This is a genomic window from Bacillus sp. 05T22 (assembly GCF_056396765.1).
The window spans coordinates 1-24,867 of sequence record NZ_JBFTMC010000063.1; the positions used below are offsets into that span (position 1 = coordinate 1).

General features: G+C 34.6%; 29 protein-coding genes. 5 read left to right on the forward strand and 24 right to left on the reverse strand.

What is annotated here, in order from left to right:
* Positions 1-252 precede the first annotated feature (252 nt).
* A complete protein-coding gene (locus tag AC1DIT_RS17820) occupies positions 253-456 on the forward strand; it encodes a hypothetical protein (RefSeq protein ID WP_016113258.1) in 204 nt (67 codons plus the stop codon).
* A 60-nt stretch (positions 457-516) separates the two neighbouring features.
* Here AC1DIT_RS17820 and AC1DIT_RS17825 read toward each other — a convergent pair whose 3' ends face one another.
* Positions 517-1,776: an MDR family MFS transporter gene (locus AC1DIT_RS17825; RefSeq protein ID WP_016133173.1), complete on the reverse strand. Its 1,260-nt coding sequence runs from the start codon at positions 1,774-1,776 to the stop codon at positions 517-519.
* A 106-nt stretch (positions 1,777-1,882) separates the two neighbouring features.
* Between AC1DIT_RS17825 and AC1DIT_RS17830 the strand changes: the two genes are divergently transcribed.
* A complete protein-coding gene (locus AC1DIT_RS17830; protein WP_016133174.1) occupies positions 1,883-3,634 on the forward strand; it encodes an SgrR family transcriptional regulator in 1,752 nt (583 codons plus the stop codon).
* A 289-nt stretch (positions 3,635-3,923) separates the two neighbouring features.
* On the opposite strand, the gene AC1DIT_RS17835 is transcribed toward AC1DIT_RS17830, so the two are convergent.
* Positions 3,924-4,478 carry an NAD(P)H-dependent oxidoreductase gene (locus tag AC1DIT_RS17835; RefSeq protein ID WP_016113255.1) on the reverse strand — a complete coding sequence of 185 codons (555 nt, stop codon included), beginning with the start codon at positions 4,476-4,478 and terminating at the stop codon, positions 3,924-3,926.
* Positions 4,479-4,552: 74 nt separating this feature from the next.
* Positions 4,553-5,134 carry an ester cyclase gene (locus tag AC1DIT_RS17840; RefSeq protein ID WP_016113254.1) on the reverse strand — a complete coding sequence of 194 codons (582 nt, stop codon included), beginning with the start codon at positions 5,132-5,134 and terminating at the stop codon, positions 4,553-4,555.
* Positions 5,135-5,300: 166 nt separating this feature from the next.
* Between AC1DIT_RS17840 and AC1DIT_RS17845 the strand changes: the two genes are divergently transcribed.
* The gene (locus tag AC1DIT_RS17845) at positions 5,301-5,639 is read left to right on the forward strand and encodes a winged helix-turn-helix transcriptional regulator (protein WP_016113253.1); all 339 of its coding nucleotides are present in this window, start codon (positions 5,301-5,303) and stop codon (positions 5,637-5,639) included.
* Between the two features lie 522 nt (positions 5,640-6,161).
* Here AC1DIT_RS17845 and AC1DIT_RS17850 read toward each other — a convergent pair.
* The 8 genes from AC1DIT_RS17850 to AC1DIT_RS17885 form a co-directional block, all read right to left on the reverse strand.
* Positions 6,162-7,364 (reverse strand): MFS transporter, encoded by a 1,203-nt coding sequence (locus tag AC1DIT_RS17850; protein ID WP_016113252.1) that lies wholly within the window; start codon positions 7,362-7,364, stop codon positions 6,162-6,164.
* Positions 7,365-7,643: 279 nt separating this feature from the next.
* Positions 7,644-8,222: a TetR/AcrR family transcriptional regulator gene (locus AC1DIT_RS17855; RefSeq protein ID WP_033671375.1), complete on the reverse strand. Its 579-nt coding sequence runs from the start codon at positions 8,220-8,222 to the stop codon at positions 7,644-7,646.
* 130 nt (positions 8,223-8,352) lie between these two features.
* Positions 8,353-8,667 (reverse strand): DMT family transporter, encoded by a 315-nt coding sequence (locus tag AC1DIT_RS17860; RefSeq protein WP_003195471.1) that lies wholly within the window; start codon positions 8,665-8,667, stop codon positions 8,353-8,355.
* A gap of 2 nt (positions 8,668-8,669) precedes the next feature.
* On the reverse strand, positions 8,670-9,023 hold the full coding sequence (locus AC1DIT_RS17865) for a DMT family transporter (protein ID WP_016113250.1): 354 nt from the start codon (positions 9,021-9,023) through the stop codon (positions 8,670-8,672).
* 80 nt (positions 9,024-9,103) lie between these two features.
* Positions 9,104-9,682 carry a TetR/AcrR family transcriptional regulator gene (locus tag AC1DIT_RS17870; protein WP_303745078.1) on the reverse strand — a complete coding sequence of 193 codons (579 nt, stop codon included), beginning with the start codon at positions 9,680-9,682 and terminating at the stop codon, positions 9,104-9,106.
* Between the two features lie 420 nt (positions 9,683-10,102).
* Positions 10,103-10,558, reverse strand: a complete 456-nt coding sequence (locus AC1DIT_RS17875; protein WP_016133177.1) for an N-acetyltransferase — start codon at positions 10,556-10,558, stop codon at positions 10,103-10,105.
* Between the two features lie 309 nt (positions 10,559-10,867).
* Entirely contained in the window at positions 10,868-11,197 is a 330-nt protein-coding gene (locus tag AC1DIT_RS17880; RefSeq protein WP_016113247.1) for a hypothetical protein, read from the reverse strand.
* Between the two features lie 200 nt (positions 11,198-11,397).
* A complete protein-coding gene (locus AC1DIT_RS17885) occupies positions 11,398-11,892 on the reverse strand; it encodes an Lrp/AsnC family transcriptional regulator (RefSeq protein WP_016113246.1) in 495 nt (164 codons plus the stop codon).
* Between the two features lie 391 nt (positions 11,893-12,283).
* Here AC1DIT_RS17885 and AC1DIT_RS17890 point away from each other — a divergent pair, with 391 nt between their 5' ends.
* Entirely contained in the window at positions 12,284-13,195 is a 912-nt protein-coding gene (locus tag AC1DIT_RS17890; protein ID WP_016113245.1) for a DMT family transporter, read from the forward strand.
* A 51-nt stretch (positions 13,196-13,246) separates the two neighbouring features.
* Here the strand turns inward: AC1DIT_RS17890 and AC1DIT_RS17895 are convergent, their stop codons facing one another.
* The 10 genes from AC1DIT_RS17895 to AC1DIT_RS17940 all read right to left on the reverse strand — a co-directional run bounded on the left by AC1DIT_RS17895 (position 13,247) and on the right by AC1DIT_RS17940 (position 21,400).
* Complete coding sequence (locus AC1DIT_RS17895) at positions 13,247-13,732, reverse strand: DUF6241 domain-containing protein (protein ID WP_016113244.1); 486 nt, start codon at positions 13,730-13,732, stop codon at positions 13,247-13,249.
* 84 nt (positions 13,733-13,816) lie between these two features.
* Positions 13,817-14,221, reverse strand: coding sequence for a nuclear transport factor 2 family protein (locus AC1DIT_RS17900; protein ID WP_016113243.1), 405 nt, complete (start codon positions 14,219-14,221; stop codon positions 13,817-13,819).
* A complete protein-coding gene (locus AC1DIT_RS17905) occupies positions 14,221-14,469 on the reverse strand; it encodes a hypothetical protein (protein ID WP_016133178.1) in 249 nt (82 codons plus the stop codon). Before AC1DIT_RS17905 ends, AC1DIT_RS17900 begins: the two co-directional genes overlap by 1 nt.
* 295 nt (positions 14,470-14,764) lie before the next feature.
* Positions 14,765-15,169 (reverse strand): DoxX family protein, encoded by a 405-nt coding sequence (locus AC1DIT_RS17910; protein WP_016133179.1) that lies wholly within the window; start codon positions 15,167-15,169, stop codon positions 14,765-14,767.
* Positions 15,170-15,369: 200 nt separating this feature from the next.
* Entirely contained in the window at positions 15,370-16,431 is a 1,062-nt protein-coding gene (locus AC1DIT_RS17915) for a DUF871 domain-containing protein (RefSeq protein WP_016113241.1), read from the reverse strand.
* Between the two features lie 56 nt (positions 16,432-16,487).
* Complete coding sequence (locus tag AC1DIT_RS17920) at positions 16,488-17,852, reverse strand: PTS transporter subunit EIIC (RefSeq protein ID WP_016133180.1); 1,365 nt, start codon at positions 17,850-17,852, stop codon at positions 16,488-16,490.
* Positions 17,853-17,875: 23 nt separating this feature from the next.
* Positions 17,876-18,760 (reverse strand): N-acetylmuramic acid 6-phosphate etherase, encoded by an 885-nt coding sequence (murQ, locus tag AC1DIT_RS17925; RefSeq protein ID WP_016133181.1) that lies wholly within the window; start codon positions 18,758-18,760, stop codon positions 17,876-17,878.
* A 161-nt stretch (positions 18,761-18,921) separates the two neighbouring features.
* Positions 18,922-19,785: a MurR/RpiR family transcriptional regulator gene (locus AC1DIT_RS17930; RefSeq protein ID WP_016113238.1), complete on the reverse strand. Its 864-nt coding sequence runs from the start codon at positions 19,783-19,785 to the stop codon at positions 18,922-18,924.
* 29 nt (positions 19,786-19,814) lie between these two features.
* The gene (locus tag AC1DIT_RS17935; RefSeq protein WP_016113237.1) at positions 19,815-20,144 is read right to left on the reverse strand and encodes a hypothetical protein; all 330 of its coding nucleotides are present in this window, start codon (positions 20,142-20,144) and stop codon (positions 19,815-19,817) included.
* Between the two features lie 128 nt (positions 20,145-20,272).
* Positions 20,273-21,400: a cation:proton antiporter gene (locus tag AC1DIT_RS17940; RefSeq protein WP_016113236.1), complete on the reverse strand. Its 1,128-nt coding sequence runs from the start codon at positions 21,398-21,400 to the stop codon at positions 20,273-20,275.
* 242 nt (positions 21,401-21,642) lie between these two features.
* On the opposite strand from AC1DIT_RS17940, the gene AC1DIT_RS17945 reads away from it, so the two are divergent.
* Positions 21,643-23,046, forward strand: a complete 1,404-nt coding sequence (locus AC1DIT_RS17945) for an amino acid permease (protein ID WP_016113235.1) — start codon at positions 21,643-21,645, stop codon at positions 23,044-23,046.
* Between the two features lie 31 nt (positions 23,047-23,077).
* Here the strand turns inward: AC1DIT_RS17945 and AC1DIT_RS17950 are convergent, their stop codons facing one another.
* From AC1DIT_RS17950 to AC1DIT_RS17960, 3 genes are all read right to left on the reverse strand, one after another.
* Entirely contained in the window at positions 23,078-23,227 is a 150-nt protein-coding gene (locus tag AC1DIT_RS17950) for an RpiR family transcriptional regulator (protein ID WP_229165982.1), read from the reverse strand.
* A 23-nt stretch (positions 23,228-23,250) separates the two neighbouring features.
* The gene (locus AC1DIT_RS17955) at positions 23,251-23,454 is read right to left on the reverse strand and encodes a hypothetical protein (RefSeq protein ID WP_033671378.1); all 204 of its coding nucleotides are present in this window, start codon (positions 23,452-23,454) and stop codon (positions 23,251-23,253) included.
* 138 nt (positions 23,455-23,592) lie between these two features.
* On the reverse strand, positions 23,593-24,867 hold a 1,275-nt coding region (locus AC1DIT_RS17960; protein WP_476998331.1), incomplete at its 5' end, for a LamG domain-containing protein.

A 24,867-nucleotide genomic window follows, 5' to 3' on the forward strand; every position in this document is an offset into this window, starting at 1 on the left:
ACTCTTCTCTATATTTTTGGTAATTGCAGCTTTTGCTTTCCTTACTATATATATTCGGGGGGAATAAAAATTTTCTGGGGGTCAAAAAAATATTTTTTTATAAAAATAGATAAACAATTTTTTCCAAAAATAAAAAGCTGACAATTTCATCAACTTTTTCATAGATTCATATGTAAAAATACTCGCATTCATTTTATCTCGGTTCTGGTGCAAAAATGTTTGATCACAKATATAAAAGATGGGAGCCCTACGATGAACAACACTCAAACTTTAACGCCCCCAAGTAACTCTGAGGAAAACCAAAGAAATATTAGTTTGCAAACATTAAGGGTCATTGGACTCATTGTATTAATTAGTGGTTATACCATTGTCACACTCTCTGAAGTAGGTGAACTGAAGAACCTTTTAATGAACCCAAGCACTAGCAATACATTAGCTGAAGTAGACGTTTTTTAGAAAAAAATGGTATATAAAAAGCGAATCATTATAAAAACGATTCGCTTTTTGTATATGTTCTTATCCTATATGAGGTATGTTTTCTTCACGGTATTCTGTCCTATTAATTGCTTTTCTAAATAATAAAATACTACTTACACCAATTAAAAAATAAACAATACTCATTCCCCATGATGCAATGAATGAACCAAGCATAATTCCTAATGCTCCATTCATTTTTGCCACCTGGAATACCATACCATTGATTGCCATATAAGAGCTCCGTGCATCATCTGGAACCATATCAGCCATAATGGATTGACGAACTGGCACATACATCATCTCGCCAACCGTTTGAAAAAGCCCCGCTATTAATAAGATCCACAAGCTACTACTTGATCCAAGTATTGTAAATCCAATTGTATAGATAAATAAGCCAACATATAATATTTTCAAATCATTAAAACGCTTCATCATTTTAATCACAAGTGCTGAAAATAAAACAATCAAAATCGTATTCTCCGCAGAAATCCAGCTTAGCATGCGGATACCTGTTAAATCAAAGGTTCCGTGATTTCCAAATACGAAATGCACCGTTTCAAATTCCTTTTGCAAGCGTACACCTAAATAATTATTGATCTGAAATTCTAATGATAATGTACATATACTGGCTAAACAAAAAATTAAAAAAGTTCGATCTGTCATCACAACTTTATAACTTTCAACCATTTCCTTTAGTACGTGCTTCTTTTTTATAATTGGCCGAGCGACATATACTTCTTCCATATATACAGCAATTAAATATAGCGTCAGCAGTGCTACCACTGTTAATAATACAAATAGTTGCAAACGATAATGTTCAAATAATAGACCACCAAAAATCGCTCCAATTGCAATAGACAAGTTAATTGCCCAATAATTAATACTGTACATTACTTTTCTATTCTCCGGTGTACTCACATCAATTAACATCGCCTCTGTTGCCGGATTCATAAGTCCTGAACCAAGGCTATTTGTTAGCATAAACACAAAAGTGAGCCAAGGTGAATCTACATAATTTGAATTCGCAATTCCCATACAAGCGATAGAAACTACTTGTATCACTTGCCCTATAATCATAACCTTTTTTCGTCCTAATCGATCTCCAATATAACCGCCATAAAGCCCAATGACGAGTGCCGCCATTACGTTTATTAGTAATAAAACACCTGCAAGGACACTCCCGAGCTTTACTGAAAAATAAATCGCCATAAACGGGAAAATCATTGTTGATACAGTGCGTGTTAAAAATGATGTTATAATTCTAATTTTTATATTTCGATGCATACTCCAAAGTCCCATTGTTTCTTCCCCCTTATGTGTATTCATTTTACTTTGAAAAAGTGGAAGAAAAAGGTTAGAATATTCTAAAGAATTTCCCCTTTTATTGGGAAGGAGTCGTTTAAACATGAAAGTGATGGACTATTATATTCAACTACGATTGCATGATCCAGAAAAACAGTACATGCAAAATAGCTTGCAAGAATTAGCCAATATTTTATATTGCAGTACAAAAAACGTAAAAATTTTACTTAGAAAAATGAATGAAGAAAAATTAATTACGTGGACACCAGGACGAGGACGGGGAAATAAAAGTGAAGTTCTCTTTCTCCATACCATTTCAGAAGTGGTTATGCTCTATGCGGAATCTCTCTTACAGCAAGATAAATTAAAAGAGATATTTCTTCTTTTAAAACAACCATTTCCTGCTTCCCTCCGAAAAAGCTTAGAAGAAAAACTACAGCAGCATTTTGGATACCAACCTTTAAACGATATGTATGACGTGCTAAAGATACCTTGCTCGCGAAAAATACTGCCACTTGATCCAGCATTTGCAGCTGTAACAACAGAGAGTCATCTCATTAGTCAAATTTTTGATACATTAGTGAATTACAACTACAACACAGAAGAAATTGAGCCACATCTCGCACATACATGGGAGGTTAGTGACGATCAACTTACCTGGACCTTTTATTTACGAAAAGGCATCCATTTTCATCATGAAAGAATCTTATCTTCTAAAGATGTTCAATTTTCATTTGAAAGATTACAACGTGTACACTCTCCTTATGCCTGGTTAACTGAAGAGATTGTGCAGATTGAAACACCATCACCACTACAAATAAGCTTTCACCTCCGAAAGCCGAACTTGTTTTTTCTGCATTATGTAAGTTCAATGCAATTAGCCATTTTACCGCATGATGTAGAAATACAAAATCATTATTATATGGGGACGGGACCTTTTAAATTACATAGTTATTATGAAGATCAAGTTGTATTAGAAGCATTTACAAATTATTTTAAAGAGCGTGCGTTACTTGATCGAATTGAGCTTTGGCGTATTCCGGAACATGCACAAATACATACACATTATGAACTACCAAATACTAAACATACAAAAGAACACGAAGTACAAATAGAAGAAACCGGGTGTATATATGCCGCATTTAACTTTACAAAGCCTGGTCCACATCATGATATTTATTTTCGAAAAGCTTGGAGAGAAATATATGACGTTGAATCGATTATTCGTGATTTAAAAGGTATGCGGACTATCCCCGCATCAAGCTTCTTTCCAAGTCGAAGCCGAGAAGCAATGAAACAATCTTATTCTTTATGCAAAGCAAAGGAATACCTGAAAAAAAGTACATATCAAGGTGAAACTATACATATTTACTTTTTCTCTTTTAAAGATAGTGCTCATGATGCAATTTGGCTAAAAGAGCGTTGCCAAAGCTTAGGCATACAAGTGGAATTACACCCTTTTCCTGTCTCAGACTACTCGGATCGTTCTATTGATCAAAACGCCGATATTATTTTAATGGGAGAAGTTTTTGCTTCTGATTTAGAAATCGCCTTTTTAAATGTATTTAAAAATAAAAGCTGCTTTATCAATCGCTTTATGCATCCTCACTATCAAAAACAGATTAATTGTTTACTAGATACATTCTTAGCCGAAGAAAATAAGGAACATCGTTATAAACTTATATACGAAATTGAAGAATTCCTTCGAACGGAATATATCATTTTATTTAATTATCATGTTCTAAAAAAGAAGATCTACCCATCTTCTTTAAAAAATGTAACGATCGATTCTTTTGGCTGGACGGATTTTTCAAAGCTCTGGATTCATCCTACAGAATCAGCTAAAGAGTATTGAAATCAAATTACTTAACCATTTATATATATTCATTTTAAATTTCCGACATATAAGTCGCGGTTATGAAAACAAAGGAAGTTCTTCACTCATTTTCTCCTTCTGTTTTCACATGGCATGGAGCTAAAAAAGGAACTGACCGCTCCTACGTATGATCGGATCCTCTCTCCCGCCTAAAAGAAATGGTTTTATGTCGGTCTTTCAATCTGCATCTCTATAATATGGATAACTTGCATAACCGTAAAACCTCAATCTTCAGATTGAGGTTTTACTAGCTATTTATTTTTAAAATTTAGGAAAGGTTTACTACTTCTTTTAAATGTGTTTCCAGTTCTGCTAAAAACATATCAATATTAGGATTTTTGACTACATCATAGCACGCAAAACTCTTTAAAGGACTCATACCAATAAATTTCTGTACTCGGTGCAAATGACCAATTGCTTCTTCTAAACTCTCACCTTCAAAGAATTGTGTGGAATTCTGAAATGCTGTTTTAGGTGCATTCCATGTAGTGGAAAACATGTATTGTTTCTCTGTTAATAATCCTCCTGTTCCGTATTGATCTCCTCCTTTAAAAAAGAGGCCGTACTCATATACTTCATCCATATACGTTTTAAATAATCCTGGTACACTAAACCAATAAATCGGTGTTTGATAGATGATAACATCCGCCCATAAAAACTTTTGTTGTTCTTCCTTAATATTGTATCCATCTTGAATAATCGTTGTTTTCACATGATTCTTTTCACTGAGTAAACTGACCATGTGATCAACCAATGTTTGATTTAATTTCCCTCCGTCGGCACTATATTTTTGATGACCATTTATGATTAGTATGTTTTTCATAGTTTTCTTCCCCTTTATCTGTTATTGATTGAATTGCATATATCTAAATCCACATTTTTTCGTACCGCTATCATTTAATTCTCAGCTACTACTCCAAGTTGTTGCATAAGAGTAAGATTGTCCTCTAAATGCCAGTCTTCCGTAATTTTCCCATCCTTAATACGTAAAATATCAATGGCAAAAAAGCTAATCGGCTTTCCATTATGCGTTCCTGTAAAGGATAGACGAGCTGTGACCTTATCACCAACCACTAATAAATCCTCAATCTTGCAATGTATATCCGGAACGACTTTACGAAAGTTTTTTGCAGCAAATGCTAAGCCTTCAGGACCTTGCGGGCGCCCTTTTGGCAACGTATTATCAAAAAATTTCTCTGTAACGGTTTGTGGAATAAGCTCCTCATTGCCAGTATCCCAAAATGCATAAAAACGTTGGGCTGTATGAATCATTGCTGTAGCATCTTTTTGACTTAATGAAGGATCGATTGTCATTGTTTTAGGTTCTGGCGAGCCTTTCAACAATTGAATTTCACTTTTAGAAGCAGACGTTTTTGTATTACTGCACGCAGTAAGTATGGTACCGATTATAACAATACAAATTACGAGAAAACTAAATGACCACCATAACTTTTTTGTTTGATTTTTTATTTTCATCATAGTCACCTCCTTCGTTTAGAAATCATTTGTGGTTCCTAACGCTATTTTATATGCAGTAATTTCCCTTTTGGAAGTAGTGATATTTTTTTCATATAGTTACTAAAAAGATAGTTTTGTGATACTATAAAGCAAATCAATTCAAAAAATTTTTATGGAGGCTATTTCCATGAGCAATATAGATCCGATTGTATTAACGAAAGGTTCACCTGGTATACCTTGTCCTATTGCAAAAACACTCGACGTAATTGGAACAAAATGGACATTTTTAATTATTCGTGACCTTCTTATTGAAGGAACATTGCGCTTTAGTGATCTACTAAAATCAATGGATGGTATCAGCCCAAAAACACTCTCACTTCGCCTTAAAGAATTAGAAAGTCAAGGTATTGTAACAAGAAAGGTTTATCCTGAAGTTCCTCCTCGAGTGGAATATACCCTCACGGATAAAGGGAAACAATTAGAAGGTATTTTTATCGAATTAAAGCGCTTTGGGCTAACTTTATAAAGTGGAACCTAACTTCTTTGCTTGCACTGCATTTTGAGGGGGAAAGATTACTGCCCGCAAATAGTAAGATAAAATAAAAAGGAGATGATCGCCTATACACAAATATGTGGCGGTCAATCTCCTTTGTTATTTATCTTTGGATGATAGGGATGCTCAATCGCTGGATATACAACATTCAAAACTATAATCGGCATTATGAATGCAAATCGCAAATGAGGGATGTTTTTTGATTTGTATAGCATTCTTGAAAAGTGCAAATGTTAAACCGTTTTATATTTTGAACTTGGATCTGGTAAAGTAATCCATGTTTTTATTTCCTCTCTATATCGTTTTTTAACTCGTATTATCAATCTATCACTATGTAATTTACACAACACATCAAACTTATTATTTTAAAAAGAGACTACAAAAGTGAAAATTTATTACAGCTCTTTCTATAGATTTATAAAAGCTCCTTCAAATTTCGAAGGAGCTTTTTTCTTATTTTTAAGATGTATGTAAAAATGTAACTCTACTTATTTTTTATTTCGCTAAACTTTCTACCATTTGCTTTTCTTTCCACATGACTGTAATACCGATGCCAATAGCCATAATAAAAGCAGAGAAAAGATACGGATAGTGGATGTTTACATCAAATAGTATTCCTCCCATAGCCGGCCCAACAATATTACCTAAGCTTGTATAGGTTGAGTTCATTCCCGCAACAAACCCTTGCTCTTTCCCAGCTGCTTTTGATAAAAATGTTGTTAATGCAGGACGAAGTAAATCGAATGCGAGAAAGATAAAACAAGTTACAGCTAATACTACCCAAAAATTAGAGATTAAGGTGGATACCACCGCTAATATTGCACCTGTGATTAAACATACTTGAATCAAGATTTTTTCACCAAGTATATCTACTAACTTTCCAAACATAAATATCTGTACAACAACACCAAAGATTGAGCTTATTGTAATAATGGTGGCAATATCCTTCGGTGTGAAACCAAATTTATGATCAGARAACAGACTAAAAACAGTTTCATATGCTGATAACCCAAAAGCGAGTACAAATACAATAACAAATGCGATAAAGTAAAGTGGATTTAGTGATTTTTTTAAATCTCTAATAAAGTTTGTTTGCTTCGTATTAGCAGAAATTTCTGCTAGCTGTTCCGTTGTTAACGGCTCTTTAAGAATAAATATTGAAGAAACGCATGCGAAAAAAGCAATGGCTGCCGCAAAAAAGAATGGTATGCGCACACCATATTCTGCAATAAAACCACCGATGCCAGGTCCGATAATAAAACCTGTACTAATAGCAGCAGAAAGATATCCCATCGCTTTTGGTCGTTCTTGAACTGATGTAATATCTGCAACATATGCCGTAACACCAGGCATAATAAAGGCTGCACTAATTCCTCCTAACATCCTTGATATATAAAGCACCGATACATCCGTTCCCAAACCAAAGATAAGTTCTGAAGTACCAAAAATAAATAAGCCAATTATGATAATTTTCTTCCTGCCATAACGATCAACCCATCGTCCTGTTAATGGTGACATAAGTAGTTGTGCCACTGCAAATACGGCAACAAGATAACCCATCGTTTTTCCTGATAATTGCATGATATTCATAAATGACGGCATAACTGGGATGATGAGACCAATTCCGAGAAATGCAATGAATACATTACTTAGAAGAATGAGTAATACCATCTTTTGTTCTTTTATTGATTTCTTCATGTATTAACACCTCTTTCTGTAAAAATCATTGATGTGAAATTCTTCCCGACAATAATACCCAAGAGGTTTTTATTAGCGAAGATTCTTCATCCCTACAAACAGCAAGACAAAACAACATCACAAGTTATATCCTCTATATGGATTGAATGATGAGATTTATTTATAGTATTTACCTCTTACCTTATTTTTCATAAAATCCCTACTCGAAGTGACTGACTATCATTCATTTTTAAACAAAATGAACCCATCTCTTTACTAGTAATGGATTCACCTAACTGTTTATTCCCGAATGTCCAATGCATGTGTTAAAAAGTCTAGTACTTCAGCTTTCTGAAGATCAGCCTGATCATCCTTTTTATGATCATATAAATAAACCTGTTCCGCTGCAGATTCAACCAGAGCAATAAATAACTTTGCAGTTCTTTCAGCGTGAATAGAATTACGAATTGCACCTGCATCTTTTGCTTCATTTAAGAATTGATTTAGCCACATATAAAGAGGTTGATATACAGTTTCCCATTCTTTTATATGCTCAGTTGATGCAAGACCAGCATACATTAATGCTTGTATTTCACGATATTCCGCTATAAAGTCAAAAACAGCATCTATCACTTGCATAACTTTCTTTGAAAAAGGTTCATTATTCTGTACTCGTTCTTTTACTGCATGTATCATCTTTTCAACCATAACTTCTGCTATTGCAGGCATAACAGATAATTTAGAAGGAAAATACAGATAAAAAGTTCCTTGAGCAATACCAGCCAATTTTACGATATCAGAGATCTTTGTTTTTTCAACGCCTTTTTCCTGAAACACTTCAATAGCTGCATAGACAATTTTCTCTTTTTTATTCATGATCTGAGTCCTTTCACACGCGTATTGAATGACCGTCACTCATTCTATATGAAAAATTATTGTACTGTCAACAATAGAGTATAAGACATTACTACTCCTCCTATACGATCTTTTTAACAAGCTTGTTCTATCTTTAAGAAAGAGCCTTTAAACCTGTCACTCCGCATACAATAAGAGCCACACTAATCATACGCGCCTTACTTTTTGATTCTCCAAAAAAGAACATATTTAACAAAACAGCTCCGGCTGTTCCTATACCAATCCAAACCGCATAAGCTACACTTATCTGCAAAAATAGGAAAGATGTATATAAAAATGCGAAAGACATACCAAATCCACCTATATAAATCGCTCCATGCGTTACTGTTTTATCCTTACTATACATTTTAAGACCTACTACACCAACCATTTCACAAATTGCGGCACAAAGGACAAAAATCCATCCCATCCTTAAGCAGCTCCTTTCATAACTTCTTCTTCTACTTCTTTGTTATCGGCTAACTTCAGGCCAATAACGCCAGCTACTATCATAACTATGAAAAATAATTTCCCTAGACTAAAACTTCCACCAAAAAGAAAAACGTCCATTAAGAAGGTTCCCACAGTTCCTGCTCCAGCAAAAACGGCATATACTGTTCCTGTCGCAAGATGTTCACATGCTTTAGAAAGCATATGAAAATCAACAACAATAATCCCTAGAATTATTGCCCAATGCCACCATACGTGAGCAGTATTAAAACCAAACACCCAAAAAACTTCAAAAATACATGTTAATATTACATATAACCAAGCTTTATTTTTCATATATTCCCACCTCTTATGACTGAATGTCATTCATTGTTAGCTTGAATGTATCCATCTTGCTATAACCAATGAATGAATATTTATTTTCTTATATCCAATGCATGCGTTAAAAAATCCAAAACTTCAGCTTTTTGTAAATTAGCTTGATCCTCTTTTGTATGATCATATAAATAAATTTGCTCTGCTGCTGATTCAACTAAAGCAATAACAAGTTTTGAAGTTCTTTCAACATGAATAGAATCCCGTATAACTTTAGCATCCTTAGCTTCTTCTAAAAAGCCTTTTATCCAAATGTAAAGAGGTTGATATAGATTCTCCCACTTTTTTATATGTTCGGTCGATGCTAAACCGACATATATTAATGCCTGTATTTCGTGATGTTCTTTTGTAAAATCAAAAATCGCATCTACAATTTGCGAGAATGTATCTAAGAAAGAAGAGCTAGCTTGTACTTTTTCTTCAACTGCACATATCATCTTCTCAACCATAATTTCTGCAATAGCAGGCACTACGGATAGTTTTGAAGAAAAATATAAATAGAAGGTTCCTTGAGCAATACCAGCTGATTTCACAATGTCCGAAATCTTTGTTTTTTCAATCCCTTTTTCCCTAAAACATTCGATAGCAGCATATACAATTTTTTCTTTTTTACTCATTATCTACACCCTTCCACGAAATAAAATGACTGAATGTCATTCATATTTATTGTACATTGATGATTTATAAAATGTCAATCATCCTTTTTTTGATAATTGTTCTTGTTCATACATATATTTAAAAATTCCATAAGGTGAAACTTTAATCAGTTGGGGTTTTATCCCTCACTGATTATTAGCCATCACCAATCAGGCTTTTACGGGCAGTAAGACCCGCGAATAGCGGGATAAACAAAGATTCTAGGAGTTTTTAATTAAATCCCTGAAATTAAGAGCATCCTGGAAGGGGCCTCTCATTATTTAAAATAAATTTGTCACTGGAACTACTCTTCATGTTGAAGGTGGACATACATTAATTTAATTAACGAGGAGGCTATCCCCTCCTCCTTCTGTTTATCTTAATTATCTATTTCATACTAAACCTCAAATAACATACCGAATCATCGCAACTTCATCACAACAATCAAATTTCGGACAATGCCGACAATCAACCCATACTTTTTCAGGTAGCGATTCCTTATCAACAAAATCAAATCCACATTTCTTAAAAAATGTAGTTTGATACGTTAAAGAAATAACTCTTTTCACTTTTATTTTAGTAGCCTCATTCATGACATGATTCACCAACATACGGCCTAAACCTTGACCCGCATATGTATCCAATACAACTAATGAGCGAATTTCTGCAAGATCTTCTCCTAAAACATGTAAACCAGCAACTCCCAAAATTTCTCCTTCCTCTTTCACAACATACAAACACTGTAGATATTGGTAAAGGGACAAAAGTGAACGCGGCAGAACAACTCCCTCTTTCGAATATATTTCTATTAAGTTATATATTTCTTTCACATCACTTGTAATCGCGTTAGAAATTTGCATAATATATCTCCTTAACATAAATATTCATAGCTTATAATGTATAATAATTCATAAATTTATATAATAATACGCCCACTTCTTAAACACGTCAATTATTATTCTGAATTTTTCATATAAAAATAAATACCGATTTCTTCTATATAACCAAGTCAATTTGGGGCCATTTGCTTAACATACTACTAAAATATTGATCTAATGCGGGTTAAAGCCAAGTTTGAGATGTAGAAAGGCATATATGATGATTTCAGCGTGTCAAAAATCTAATTATAATACGGTTAGAAATGCATAATAAAAGACCTCAACTAGAGGTCACTTTGAAACGATAACTTGATTTTTACTTTTGAGTAGAAAGAAAATCCACCATACGAATAAAAACAAATAACCTATGGTCGTGAATATAGACCAAATAGCTCCTTGTTGTAATTGATTTATTAAATGTTCAAATTCATCCATTCCTTCCGCTCTTCCAATACTATTTATCAAACTAATTATTGGAACTGTTATAGCAAAAACAATGGCTAAAATGGATAAACTTTTCATTTTCTTTCGTATAACACAAAATATTGCAGCCCCTAATGTTATTAATAAAAATGAATAATATATTGCCCAAAACCAATTAGGAAGAGTCTCCCAATACATTTCCCCATCCCCCCTATTTACATTATTTAAGATCCTATTTATTGGAAATAATATAGCATATACATCACGGCTATGAAAATAAAAGAAGACCTCCTCTCATTTTCTTCCTTTGTTTTCACATGGCATGGGGCTAAAAAAGGCCCTGATCGCTTCTATGCATGATCGGACCCTCTCTTCCATCTAAAAAGTGGTTTTATATCTCATTCAGTACTTGTTTTCGAATCTCTTATTGGTAATACTGTAGAATACTTAATTTCACGCAGCGCTAAACTCGTTTGTATTCGCGTAATCCCAAGCTTATTTAACTTTCTAATAAAACGCTCCAACTCTTTACGATCTCTGTTTGCGACCTTTAATAGGTAATCATACTCCCCTGTTAAACAATGACATTCCAATACTTCCGGCATAGATTCCAGTTCCCTTTCCAATACTTCAAGCTTTTCAGATTGATGAATATTTGTACTCATAAAAATAAAGCATAATAAATCAAATCCAAGTTTCTCTTGATTTAAAATCGCGACTTGCTTATCAATAAACCCTTCCCCTTCTAGCCTCTTTATTCGTGCATGCATTGCAGCCGGTGATAAATTAACACGACGCGCAAGTTCGGCATTACTTACTTGTGATTCCTTTTGTAAAATATCTAAAATTTGTACGTCCAAATCATCTAACACTTTAATAACAGATGACTCCATAAAAATCCCCCTTTTTTCTTACCGACGATTCTTCGAAAAAATGCATAATAACCCTAGTGAAATTAAATAAAATTCCGTAATTACAAACCTAAACAAAACATTTTATTGAATTTTCACCATTATACAAAAGAACATATTAGATAACAAAGAAAAATGCTAAAATTATTTACAATCCATACGATATAAATCCATTTTGTGTTTTCAACACATAAGTCACTGCTATGAAAACAAAAAAGGACATACACTCATTTTCTCTTTTTGTTTTTACTCGGCATGGGGCTAAAAAAGGATCTGACCGCTTCTATCCATGGACGGATTCTCTCTTCCCCCAAAAAAGAAAGGTTTTTTATCAGTTTTTCAATTTATACACTAATAAAAGGAGTTCCAAACTATGCCTTATTTTTATGTCTTTTTATTATTGCTAACAAGCTTACTATGGGGGGGAAACTTTGTTGTTGGAAAATCACTTGTCGATCATGCTTCTCCAATGACGCTTACAAGTTTAAGATGGCTGATTGCGATTGTTTGTCTCTTACCGATTGTTTGGTTTAAAGAAAAGAAACTTTTTCCACCGCGCGCTACAATTCTTCCCTTACTACTTATGGGAATCACCGGCGTTGTTCTCTTTAACATTTTTCAATTCTTAGCGTTAGAACAAACATCCGCAACAAACGTTGGACTTATTTCTACGTTAAACGCGATTTCAATTGCACTATTTTCGTCTTTATTCTTAAAAGAAAAAATAAATATGCTTCAAATCTTATCTATGATTCTTTCTTTTTTTGGTGTAATTCTCGTCCTTTCAAAAGGAAATATCGCACTGTTATTTTCATTACATTTTAATAGTGGGGATTTGTGGATGATGGCTGCGGTTTGTATTTGGGGTATCTATTCTGTTTGTAGTAAATGGGCAACAAAAACAACTACGCCAATGATGGCAACTTTATATTCTGGTATTTTTGGTGTCATTATATTGCTTCCATTTAATATACCAAGCTTTACTGTTTCCAATATTAATGCTTCATTTATCACTTCACTACTATATACAGGCTTAATTTCAACTGTAGTCTGTATGGTATTTTGGAATATTGGTGTTCAAAAATTAGGAGCAACTACATCAGGAATTTTTCTAAATTTTAATCCAATTTTCACTGCCATTTTAGCGTTTCTTTTCTTAGGAGAAGAACTAACTTGGATCCAAATCTTTGGGACTATCACTGTTATTACTGGCTGTTATTTATTTTCTCACTTTAAAACAGTTGCTCATCAACCTAGCCAAACTTTAGTACGGCAGCACTCTTAATAGATCAACATCGCCATTATCTTTAACATAATGGCGATGTTTTTACATTCTTCACTTTTTACTTCTCATTTCTTTTAAATACTGCTGTTCTTCTGCTGGTGATAAACGTTCTGTTGCCTTTCCAGTATCCCCGCCTTGAATTTTCCACAAGAAGTTATGTTCCTCAACTGTTTGCGAAAAATCCTCTTTCTCCCAGCGGTCTAAAATAGCAAGTAGCCTTGTTTTATTATTAAAATTTTTACTACTCTCTACAGCCCTCTTCGTATTATGAATTTCCTTTTTCGTCATTTCAATAAATCCCCATTTCTCAGAGGATTTTACTTTTTGATGTACCATCTTATGCATAATAGATATAATTTCATCTTCACTAACTCGCGGCGTTTCTTCCACTACCTTCTTTTCCTTTTGAGCAATTACTTTCTGCTCCTTTAAACGTTTATCCTCTACTTCGACATACTCAAGAAATTTATAAGCGCCAAATATAACACCCATTACAATTACGATAGTCGTAATCGTCCCTATTATCCATTTTTTCATATTATGTATTTTGATATCTCCTCTAATTGTTACTAAAACAAATGGAATCGCCTACAAATAGCCGATTCCATTTGTTTATCATTTTTAAGCTTTCATCGCTTCTCTAACAACGTGACTATCCACATATTGCTTGAACTTCACGATTTTTCCATTCTCAAGTTGCCATACATGAACGAACTCTGCTTCAAATGCTTTTCCAGTTTCTTTATAGACTCCTGAATACACACCTTCAGCAATAATAACGTCTTTTCCTTTTACTTCATGGTACGTATTTACATTCGCTTTATAATCATCCCATTCTGATCCTAAACGACTAAATACATTTTCCATTACTGCATCTACACCAATATACGTTCCACCATATGGAAAACCAGCTGCCTCTGTCCATTCTACTTTTTCAGAAAGGGCTTCTACTAGATGTTTTGCATTTGAAGAAGATGGTCCTTCATATGTGCTTCGAATAATCTCTAAATTTGTTTTTTGTCCCATTATTTTTCCCCTCCAAACGCATTTTCTGCTAAAACAAGTCCAATTTCCCGTTCCTTTACATTTGGAAACCGTTCCTTCATTGCAGTTTGAATTTCTTCACTTGAAGGATTCTTCGAAGGTACTTCATCAAATGGCACTAAGTATTTACGAGTATGTTCAATTGCATCTTTCTCTCCATAAATAATCGTTGATGTAACTTGAAAGGCTTGTTCAGATCCTGTAAAGACTTCTACATGTAATTTTGACATGTTGTTTCCTCCGTTTTTCTATATACATTTACACTTTTATTATTTTATATTTCCTTACTTGTTATAATCACTCTAGATTGTAACTAAAGTAGTTACAAATAGACCGAAAAAATATGCTATCTATTTACAACTCATACTTCATTGCTAAGCACTTAGTTGTAATCATTATAGTTACAACCTGATACCAAGTCAATACTTTAATATCAAAAAAATTCCCCAGCAAAATAGATATATACAAAAACACTGTTCTTTTCATATATCTTCTTCAGAAAAGAACAGTGCTTTATATAATAATTTATTTTGCTTTGAGTACTTTTTCTTTTAAGAAACGCTCTACATACCCTTCTGCTTTTACAACAAATAAATACGCACCCATTGCTAATAATGCAAGATCTAATTCATATCCAGGATTCTTTCCGTCTCCTAATAAACCAGCTGCTCCGTTTACCTTTACAATTGCAACAACTAAGATAAGAGCAAATAATAATCCCACATATCTAACACCTAAACCAATGATTAATAATAGACCACCAACTAATTCAAATGTTGCAACCCCATATGCGAGACCACCTGGTAAGCCAATGCTTGTAAACCAACCTGCTACATTATCAATACCTGATTGAAACTTTGCTAAGCCATGTGCAAAGAATGTAACTCCTAACACGATACGAATAATTAAATTACCAATATATTGATTCATTCTGAACTCCCCTTTTGTTTTGTTGTACAAAACTTTTTTTCACAAGACAAAACAATACATTGTTTCTTTTTATTCGTCAAATACTTTTTTTAAAGAAAATAAAAAAACATTACCCCTTTCACGGATAATGTTTCATAAAAAATAGCGCTCCTTCAAGGCTTAACATGTGGAAATGCATTCGAAAAAACATCAATGATTTTCTATTCTTTCGAGATAAGTTCAAATTTCTTTCCTGCATTTACGTAAGACAATAATGATAAATCTTCTTCAAAAACCGTTCCAATTACATTCACCTTTTCATTTTCTGGTAAATCATTTATAACAATTTGCATTTCACCTGCATATCTACCGTACAGTTCATTATCAATTGTAATACTCCCTATCTTTCTTTGAACTGTATTCATCGCTGGTAAAATAACAGTATGTCCTTCTCTTGATTCTACAGAACGAATGACATCACGCGCTGGATCAAGCCTATTCGTATGTACTCGCTCTACTGTTTCTAATACTTCTCTTTCACTAATCAGCAGTTTATAACGTATTGGAATAATCCCTTTATTTGCACTCGCAATTTCTTGTACACTTTTTAAGCTCCCACTTATATCTCCAATTAGTACTTTATCAACGAAGCAGTCTTCCACAAGTTCCAAATATGCCTCAAGTGGGCGCATATATCGGTGTTTTTCTAATGTAGGAAGCCCTTCATATAAAGGTCCTCTTTTTTCACCATCACCTGGAATAAATGCCATTGTTTTTATACCGCATTCACGCAAAAATTGATTTTGCTTTTGTAAAAATGATTTAGCAAGCCCTGTTTCAGGACGTGGATAAAAATTATGCCATGCTTCTACACAATCTACTCTCACACTTTCCTCAAGAAGCTCATTCCAAAATGATTCAGTGATTGTACTAGCATTTAATGCAATCTTCATCTTATGTGATATACGTGCAATTTGTTTCGGGTCTATACCATAATCAATGCGTAAACCAGTAATTCCCCACTCTACTAGCTGTTCCACATTTTCATACGTAATCCCTAAATAGTGTAAAGAACTTGGTGAAACGTCCACCATCAGTTCCATCTCATATTTTTCCGCTTGCTTCCCAAGTATTTGTATTAACTCCTTATAAGCCCTAGGATCATCTTCCGGAATGTGAAGAGAAGTGAAAATAGAAGAAAAACCGTATTTCCTTACCGTTTCCAACCATTTTTCTTGCTCTTCTATCCGGTCCTTTGAAAGATAAACAGATACTCCAATCATAGCAATCTCTCCTTTTGTCTCATACGAAGAAAAAGAGGAAGAAAACCTTCCTCCCCCTACAGATGCTCCGCCATTTCTTCTTTAAATCCAAAGAAATACGTAAAGATAAAACCAAATGCATAAGCAATAACAAGACCAAGAAAATATAGTAAATATTTATTATCAGCAATTAACGGAATTAATGATAACCCTGATACACCGATTCCGAGTGAAGCCGTTTTCATAACTGCCTGGAATGCACCGCCAACAGCTGCCCCTAAACAAGCCGTAATAAACGGTTTACCAAGTGGTAATGTGACCCCATATAATAAAGGTTCGCCAATTCCTAAGAAACCAACCGGTAGTGCTCCTTTAATTACATTACGAAGACGCTTATTTTTCGTTTTTACATAAATAGCAATCGCTGCCCCAACTTGCCCCGCTCCTGCCATCGCTAAAACCGGTAGTAATGGTGTTACATGAGTTTGATTAATAAATTCCATGTGGATAGGTGTTAGACCATGATGTAGTCCCACCATAACGAGCGGTAAAAATGTTCCTGCGAGTACAGCTCCTGCGACCGCTCCCCCGACATTTAAAATTGCATTAATACCACTTGTAATTCCATCAGATAGGAAACCAACCACTGGTTGAATTGCTAACATCGTTACTAAGCCTACAACTAGTACCGTAATAAGCGGAGTCACTATAATATCCACTGCATTCGGTACTGCCTTTCGTACTTGTCTTTCCACTACAACCATAAGCCATGCTGCAAAGATTACAGCGAATAATCCACCGCGCCCCGGCACCATTGCTTCACCAAATAGTTTCACATTTGCCATAGCTGGGTTGAAAATTAAAATACCTGCAATCGCTCCGAGAACCGGAGTTCCGCCAAATTCTTTTGCCGTATTCCATCCAACTAGAATACCTAAGAATGTAAAAATACCACCGCCAATTAAAAGTAACATTTGCAGCCATGTTGCATTTGGATCTGTCCCCGCATTTTTAGCAAAGTTAGCGACACCATTTATAATTCCTGATGCAACAAGTCCAGGGATTAACGGAATAAAAATACTCCCTATTTTTCGTAAAAAGCTTTTTACCGGTGTATTATTTTTTTTCTTGATTGCTGATTTCATTTCTTGGCCAAGATCTTCAAGATGATAATCAGCAACTTCCCCAATTCGTAACCCTGTCAAAGTCTCCATTTCAGCTGCTACTTTATTCACAGTCCCTGGCCCAACTACAACTTGCAATGTTTCATCTTCAATCACACCCATGACACCGTCTACTTTTTTCAAAAGTTCCATATTCACTTTACTTTCATCATGAAGTGTTAGACGTAACCTCGTCATACAATGTGCAATACCACGAATATTTTTCGTTCCCCCAAGTTGCTCTGTAATCTCTTTTGCCATCCGCTGTTCTTTCTTCATTGTAAAATCCCCCTCCCCACTTTTTATAATGCCTTTTTCACAAATCCTTTCGCATCTGTTAATTTTCCAAGTGCTTCCCCATATTCACACTGTAGTAATATCATGACAATCGCAGCTTTCACATTACGATCTGCTTTCTTGTAATAAATCTCTGCTTCCTTATAAGCTATTCCTGTCGCTTCCATAATAATTCGTTTGGAACGCTCGACTAACTTTTCATTTGTCGACTGAACATCAACCATTAGATTTTTATAGACTTTCCCTACGCCAATCATAGAAGCAGTTGAAATCATATTCAGTACTAACTTTTGTGCGGTTCCGGCCTTTAAGCGTGTAGATCCTGTTAACACTTCTGCACCTGTCTCTACTTCCACACTAATTTTTGCAAATTTACTTATCTCTGCTCCCTTATTACAGGAAATGCTAGCTGTACTTGCTCCCGTAGAATTTGCATATTTTAGTCCACCAATTACATAAGGTGTTCTACCACTTGCAGCGATTCCAATAACAGTGTCCTTATTACTTAACTGAATCCCCTTTAAATCATCTACTGCAAGATCTTCTCGATCCTCTGCACCTTCCACAGCCTTAGTAAACGCTTTCAATCCACCTGCTATAAATCCTTGTACCTGTTTCTCATCTGTTCCAAATGTCGGTGGACACTCGACAGCATCTAAAATTCCTAAACGTCCGCTTGTACCAGCGCCAATATAAATTAATCGTCCACCATTTTGAAAAGATGAAACAACACTTTGAACAATTTTTTCAATGTGTTCGATTTCATTTTCAACCGCTACAGCGACTTTACGATCTTCTCGATTCATTGTTTGTAAAATTTCTCTTATGCACATCTCGTCTAAATTCATTGTATTTTCATTTCGGTGTTCTGTTGATAAATTCTCTAACATATTCTCACCTTCTTTGAAGTTTTATTTCACAATTTTATTATAACTTCGTGAAATTCAAAATCAATATTTATATTATATTTTATGAAACACAATTTCTTTTTATAACAAAATTGTGTCTATTTAACCAAAATAAAAAGATGAGTTTCATCTCATCTTTTCCTTTACTTCAATTTCCGTAATCGCACTGCTTCTTCTCTTGTTTCTGTAAATTTATCCAATACTTGATTACCTATTCTATTAAATGTAATCACATACAAAGCATCAATTATATTAAGTTGCGTCATTCTTGAAGCAATACTTGCGATTCGATGATCCTGCTCTACGTCTGGCATACAAAGACGTATGGATGACTCTTTATATAACGGAGACGATTGATTGAGTGTAGTAATAGCAATCACAGTTGCTCCTTGTTTATTAGCATACTGCGCCATTTCTAGTACATCCTTCGTCCGGCCAGAAGTTGAAATGGCGACAAAAATATCCCCTTCTTCTAGATTGGTCACAAGTGGCAACATCATATGAAAATCAGATAGCATCATAGCCGTAAACCCTAGACGAGTAAACTTATACGCTCCATCCATTGCTGGCGTAGCTGATCCACCCACTCCATAAAATAATATTTTCTTTGCTCCTAAAATGGCATCTGCTGCTTTTTCTAACTCTTTTTTATCAATAGCAGTAATACTCGCTTCAATCGCAGCCTTATTGACATATGTAACTTTATTGAATAAATCAAACGGTCCGTCTTCTGTATTCATCACCGAAAAATCATTAATATTATAATCAGCAATTGTTAATTCTCTAACAAGCGCTAACTTAAAAGCTTTAAAACTTCCTATACCAATCGTTTTACAAAAGCGTACGACACTTGCTTCACTGGATCCTGCATTATTAGAAACTTCTCTTGTCGTTAAATTAGGAACAATTTCTGCATTCTCCATAATATACTGAGCAACCTTTTTTTCAGCTGGTGAAAATTGATCCATGTAATGTTCAATTTTAAATAATAGTGTTGACGGTTTCACCATTCATCCCCCATTCTTTACGGTTGCTTTTATTTTTCATATCCTAATTCCATATCTTGCGAATCATAAAGATAATAGACATCTTCACCAGGAGGATGAAACACATTTACAATTCGATCTCCTTTTTGATAGACCGTCCTTTCTCCTTCCGACCACTTCTTTTCCCATCCATTTATCCAAATTGCAGCATCAGGCAAAAAGGAAGTGTATCTATATCCTTTCAAATCATCTCCTGCAATATAAGAAGAGAAAACAGAAACAGGAAAATCTTTAACTTTTGATTCTTTTCCTAATGTAAATGGTAAACACATTAAAAGAATTACAACTACACATATAACTTTTTTCCATGTAATCTTCATTCATTTTTCTCCTTCCAGTACTAAAGCACACATAAATTTTAACACGATTATTACTTCGCCACTCTACACTATTACTATTTTTTATATTCATAAAAAAAGCTTATCCACATGAGATAAGCTTTCTTACCTTAGATAAAATACTTCTTCAATAACGGTGGTGTAATAATCGTAGTAAGTATAACAACAATTACAATGGCTGTGAAATTTTCTTTCGCCAATAAATTCGCTGCAAGTCCATTTGCTGCAATAATAAGTGCTACTTCTCCACGCGATACCATACCAGCCCCAATGCTAATAGAAGACTTTAAGCTAAAACCTGTTAACCTCGCCCCTAAGCCAGATCCCACTAATTTTGTAATAATAGCAATGATCGTCATGATGACAATAAACCAAATTTGGTTTCCAATACCTTGAAATGTAATCTCCATCCCGATGCTAACAAAAAAGATTGGTACAAAAATCGCATAGGCAATCGGCTCTATTTTATGTTCTACTTCATGTTTATATGTTGTTTGTGAAATGGCAATCCCTGCAGCAAATGCACCAATGATACCAGCAATCCCCATTTGCTCACTATAGTAAGCAAATGAAAAACAAATAATAAGTGCTGCACTAATTAACGCCTCTGACACACGAAGCGGCACCAACATTTTCATAATCCACGGAACCACTTTCCATCCAATGAAAACAATACTTACGAAAAAAATGATTTTCTTAGCGATAACAAGTGTAATACTCACATCTTGTGTGCCTAAAAAACTCATAACAAAGGCCAATAAAATAACAACGATAACGTCATCAAATACAGCAGCCCCTAAAATCGTTGTACTTTCCCTTGTATTCATTTTCCCTAAGTCTCGCAATGTTTGAACAGAAATACTCACTGATGTTGCACAGAGCAGTAATCCTAGGAAAATGGCATGTGATTGTAACATCCCAAATGCGAGTCCCGCCAAATACCCGCCAAGGAAAGGAAAAATGATACCTCCCATCGCTACTGCGAATGAAGATTTCAAATTACGATTTAATTCCTCCAAATCAGTTTCTAATCCTGCCATAAACATGAGTAACAAAACACCAATTTCACTAAGTTCATCAATAAGTTCAGAACTATTAATAATTCCAAAAACAGCGGGACCAATAATAATTCCAACAATTAATTTTCCTAGTACCGATGGTTGACCAAGTCTCACACTAATATCACCAGCTAATTTCGTACAAAGTAAAATAACGACAATTTCAAAATAAAACAGCATAATATCTTCTCCTACTTTATAAAATACATCTATTTTTGGTGTTAGTTTTTCCTTACATCTAAGATTTTATTTGTTACGTTTTTATTTGACAAAATATTCTGAATTGTAATAAAATTACTACAGCAATTCTATATTTTTTATCAAAGCACACAACTGTACCTCTATTCACTTATAAACTATTTTGTAGTGGGCTCATATTATATTCGCAGTTGTGAAGATTGAAGAATGAAGGGAGAGTCCAAGTGAAATCATTATTACGAAAAAAACCACTTACTACTGAATCACCACGACAATTAGAAAGAACGTTAACCGCATTAGATTTAACCTTTTTAGGAATTGGAGCTATAATTGGAACAGGCATTTTCGTCTTAACAGGTATTGTTGCGGCCAAACATTCTGGTCCTGGTATTATGCTATCTTTTCTTATTGCCGCATTTACCTGTGCATGCGTGGCCTTCTGCTATGCAGAATTTGCTTCTTCTATCCCTATTTCAGGAAGCGTTTACACATATGCGTATATGACAGTTGGAGAAGTCGTTGCCTTCATTGTTGGCTGGTGTTTAATGCTAGAATATTTACTGGCAGTTGCGGCGGTTGCTGTCGGATGGTCAGGATATTTACAATCGTTACTTTCCGGATTTAATATTCATCTACCCGCCATTATCGCCTCGGCCCCTGGAATGGGAAAAGGCGGAATAATCGATTTACCAGCTGTATGTATTTTACTTTTTATTACACTGCTTCTTAGCTTCGGTGTACGCGAAAGTGCTCGCATTAATAATATTATGGTATTAGTTAAATTAGCAGTGATTATTGCCTTTATCGTAGCAGGTGCAAAATACGTCAAACCGGAAAATTGGACACCGTTTTTACCATTTGGATATGATGGGATTATTACAGGTGCAGCAACAGTATTTTTTGCTTTTCTAGGATTTGATGCCATTGCAACAGCTGCTGAAGAAACGAAAAAACCACAGCGAGATTTACCAATCGGAATTATTGGTTCCCTTCTCATTTGTACGGTACTCTATATGATCGTATCCTTTGTTTTAACAGGGATGGTTCCTTATACACAACTAGACGTTTCAGATCCAGTTGCTTTTGCGCTTCATTTTGTTGGTGAAGACACAATTGCTGGGTTATTAGCTGTCGGTGCAATGACTGGAATGACGACCGTTCTTTTAGTCGTTATGTATGGACAAGTTCGCGTTTCCTATGCAATGAGCCGTGACGGGCTACTTCCAAAAGCATTAGCTCGCGTAAATCAAAGAGTTAAAATACCTCTATTAAATACGTGGATTACTGGCATTGCAGCAGCTTTATTAGCAGGATTACTAGATTTACATCTACTTGCAAATTTGGTGAACATCGGTACACTAACAGCCTTTACATTCGTTTGCTTTGCTGTACTTATTTTACGCAAAACACACCCAGATTTAAAAAGAGGCTTCCGTGCACCATTCGTACCTATATTACCAATCGTTGCAATTTGTTGTTGTCTCTATTTAATGATTAACCTTTCTGCAACAACTTGGAAAGGATTTGCTGTTTGGCTTGTCATTGGACTATGTGTATATTTCTTCTACTCTAGACGTAATAGCCATTTACTGACCAAAGAAAATAATGGTGAACAAAAAAAAGCATGAAAAACAGCTCGCTATATTAGCGAGCTGTTTTTCATTCGAGTTTGTTTTTTGTTAACGTTTGTAGAATGAAAAATATGCCGATGCAAGCTGTAAACCAGGCCCAATTTCCTATTGATGACGAGTAATTTACAATACCAATCGTAATTACAATCATCATTACGATTCGTACACAAGCTTCCATTTTTGCATATCCATTCTCCTTTATTATTTTGTTTCCTTCTTTTTCTTTTTCCATGCAGTTACACTATCAAAGAAAAAGTTAATGAACAACGCTCCTAATCCTGCTAATAGAAAAGTCATTAAAAACAGAACCCATTTGCTTTTATCTTTCAAAAAATAATATCCAACAAGGAGCACAACTGCAATCCATACATATTCAAGAATTCTTTTTAGCTTTTTCTCTTCCAAATCTTTCGCCCCTTTATGTTTCATCTCTCTTTATTGTAACATGAAATAATATATCGGCGGAATCGCTACATATATCGGCGATACGACATAAATTCCTACTAATAAAAGAAGCTCGCCCAAGGCAAGCTTCCCATTCTCTTACTCATTTACACTCTTTTCAACAAGCTGCATCGCATATTCTAATGTACGATTCATTGTTTCTACATACTGATCTTTTACTTTTGTATCTTTTACTACAGATTCTGCTACTTTGATTTTTTCTTCTAATGCTTTCACTGGACTTTCTTGATATTGTCCTGGTTCTTGCCCTACTTGAACTTTCGCTAATAAAGCTTTTGCTGCATCGATTGTTTTTTGTAATTTCTCTTTTGGCGTTTCTGGTTTTTGGTCAACTACTTTTGATTGTATAAATGTTTGATGTGCTGTTTTTAAACTCTGATATGCCCCAACTGCTTGCTCACCTGTCGTCACCATATTTTCAAATACTGCTTTTGCTCTATTATAACTTGTTTGTAATTCTGTAAAGGCAGCTTGTGAATATTGGCCCGGTTTTTCACCGAATTCATAAGAACCGGCTAATGTTTCTTTTGCTTTACCAATCTCTTCATATAAAGCATTTAATTCTTCTAGTTTTGTGCGATTTGTAAACTCATTGTATGCCGCTACTATTTCAGATGAAGTAAGTGCTTTACTATATAATTTTGCAAGCGCAACTTGTCCATGTAATGGAACTCCACCGTTACCATCGCTTGTTGGATCTGCACCAATCGCGAATGGTACATTCGGATGATACACTTTACCTATCACTGGCTGACTATTTACTTTTTTTCCATCTACATAGATTGCTAATTCATTTCCATTATACGTTCCTGTTAAATGATATGTTTTATTTGCCTCTAATTGTGTACCTATACGTTTATAGCTACCACCAATATGAGCCCATAATTCTACATATCCAGTTCCAGTAGATTCAAATCCAATTCCGCCGCTCTCTGTATTTTCCATAATAGCTTGACCGCGAATTTCATTCATAGAAAATACTGTTTCTAATGTAAATGTATTCGCCACTTTCTCTTTTTGCGCTGCTGAAAACGGGATATAACCAAATGTATTTGCTTCACCATTTAATTTCATTACATGCTTTTTCAATGCTTTATCATATTCAATTGATACATTACCTTTTACATCGCCTTTACTTCCAAATGGTGAGTTGTCTTTAAATATACCATCTAAAAAGTTAACATCAAATACATCCGCCTTTGGCACTTTCACATTAGGATCAATAATTTCTTTTTTTGTTGTTACTTCTGCTTGTAATGGCTGTTCACTTTCATTTTCGAATGAATCGATCGCAACTGCTTCTAGCAGGTATGTTTTTCCACTATCTAGCCCACCTAATGTAAACGTAAGTTC

Coding starts and splice junctions, on each gene's coding strand:
- AC1DIT_RS17820 (WP_016113258.1), top strand. CDS start 253: ATGAACAACACTCAAACTTTAACGCCCCCAAGTAACTCTGAGGAAAAC.
- AC1DIT_RS17825 (WP_016133173.1), bottom strand. CDS start 1,776: ATGGGACTTTGGAGTATGCATCGAAATATAAAAATTAGAATTATAACA.
- AC1DIT_RS17830 (WP_016133174.1), top strand. CDS start 1,883: ATGAAAGTGATGGACTATTATATTCAACTACGATTGCATGATCCAGAA.
- AC1DIT_RS17835 (WP_016113255.1), bottom strand. CDS start 4,478: ATGAAAAACATACTAATCATAAATGGTCATCAAAAATATAGTGCCGAC.
- AC1DIT_RS17840 (WP_016113254.1), bottom strand. CDS start 5,134: ATGATGAAAATAAAAAATCAAACAAAAAAGTTATGGTGGTCATTTAGT.
- AC1DIT_RS17845 (WP_016113253.1), top strand. CDS start 5,301: ATGAGCAATATAGATCCGATTGTATTAACGAAAGGTTCACCTGGTATA.
- AC1DIT_RS17860 (WP_003195471.1), bottom strand. CDS start 8,667: ATGGGATGGATTTTTGTCCTTTGTGCCGCAATTTGTGAAATGGTTGGT.
- AC1DIT_RS17865 (WP_016113250.1), bottom strand. CDS start 9,023: ATGAAAAATAAAGCTTGGTTATATGTAATATTAACATGTATTTTTGAA.
- AC1DIT_RS17875 (WP_016133177.1), bottom strand. CDS start 10,558: ATGCAAATTTCTAACGCGATTACAAGTGATGTGAAAGAAATATATAAC.
- AC1DIT_RS17880 (WP_016113247.1), bottom strand. CDS start 11,197: ATGTATTGGGAGACTCTTCCTAATTGGTTTTGGGCAATATATTATTCA.
- AC1DIT_RS17885 (WP_016113246.1), bottom strand. CDS start 11,892: ATGGAGTCATCTGTTATTAAAGTGTTAGATGATTTGGACGTACAAATT.
- AC1DIT_RS17890 (WP_016113245.1), top strand. CDS start 12,284: ATGCCTTATTTTTATGTCTTTTTATTATTGCTAACAAGCTTACTATGG.
- AC1DIT_RS17895 (WP_016113244.1), bottom strand. CDS start 13,732: ATGAAAAAATGGATAATAGGGACGATTACGACTATCGTAATTGTAATG.
- AC1DIT_RS17900 (WP_016113243.1), bottom strand. CDS start 14,221: ATGGGACAAAAAACAAATTTAGAGATTATTCGAAGCACATATGAAGGA.
- AC1DIT_RS17905 (WP_016133178.1), bottom strand. CDS start 14,469: ATGTCAAAATTACATGTAGAAGTCTTTACAGGATCTGAACAAGCCTTT.
- AC1DIT_RS17910 (WP_016133179.1), bottom strand. CDS start 15,169: ATGAATCAATATATTGGTAATTTAATTATTCGTATCGTGTTAGGAGTT.
- AC1DIT_RS17915 (WP_016113241.1), bottom strand. CDS start 16,431: ATGATTGGAGTATCTGTTTATCTTTCAAAGGACCGGATAGAAGAGCAA.
- AC1DIT_RS17920 (WP_016133180.1), bottom strand. CDS start 17,852: ATGAAGAAAGAACAGCGGATGGCAAAAGAGATTACAGAGCAACTTGGG.
- murQ (WP_016133181.1), bottom strand. CDS start 18,760: ATGTTAGAGAATTTATCAACAGAACACCGAAATGAAAATACAATGAAT.
- AC1DIT_RS17935 (WP_016113237.1), bottom strand. CDS start 20,144: ATGAAGATTACATGGAAAAAAGTTATATGTGTAGTTGTAATTCTTTTA.
- AC1DIT_RS17940 (WP_016113236.1), bottom strand. CDS start 21,400: ATGCTGTTTTATTTTGAAATTGTCGTTATTTTACTTTGTACGAAATTA.
- AC1DIT_RS17950 (WP_229165982.1), bottom strand. CDS start 23,227: ATGGAAGCTTGTGTACGAATCGTAATGATGATTGTAATTACGATTGGT.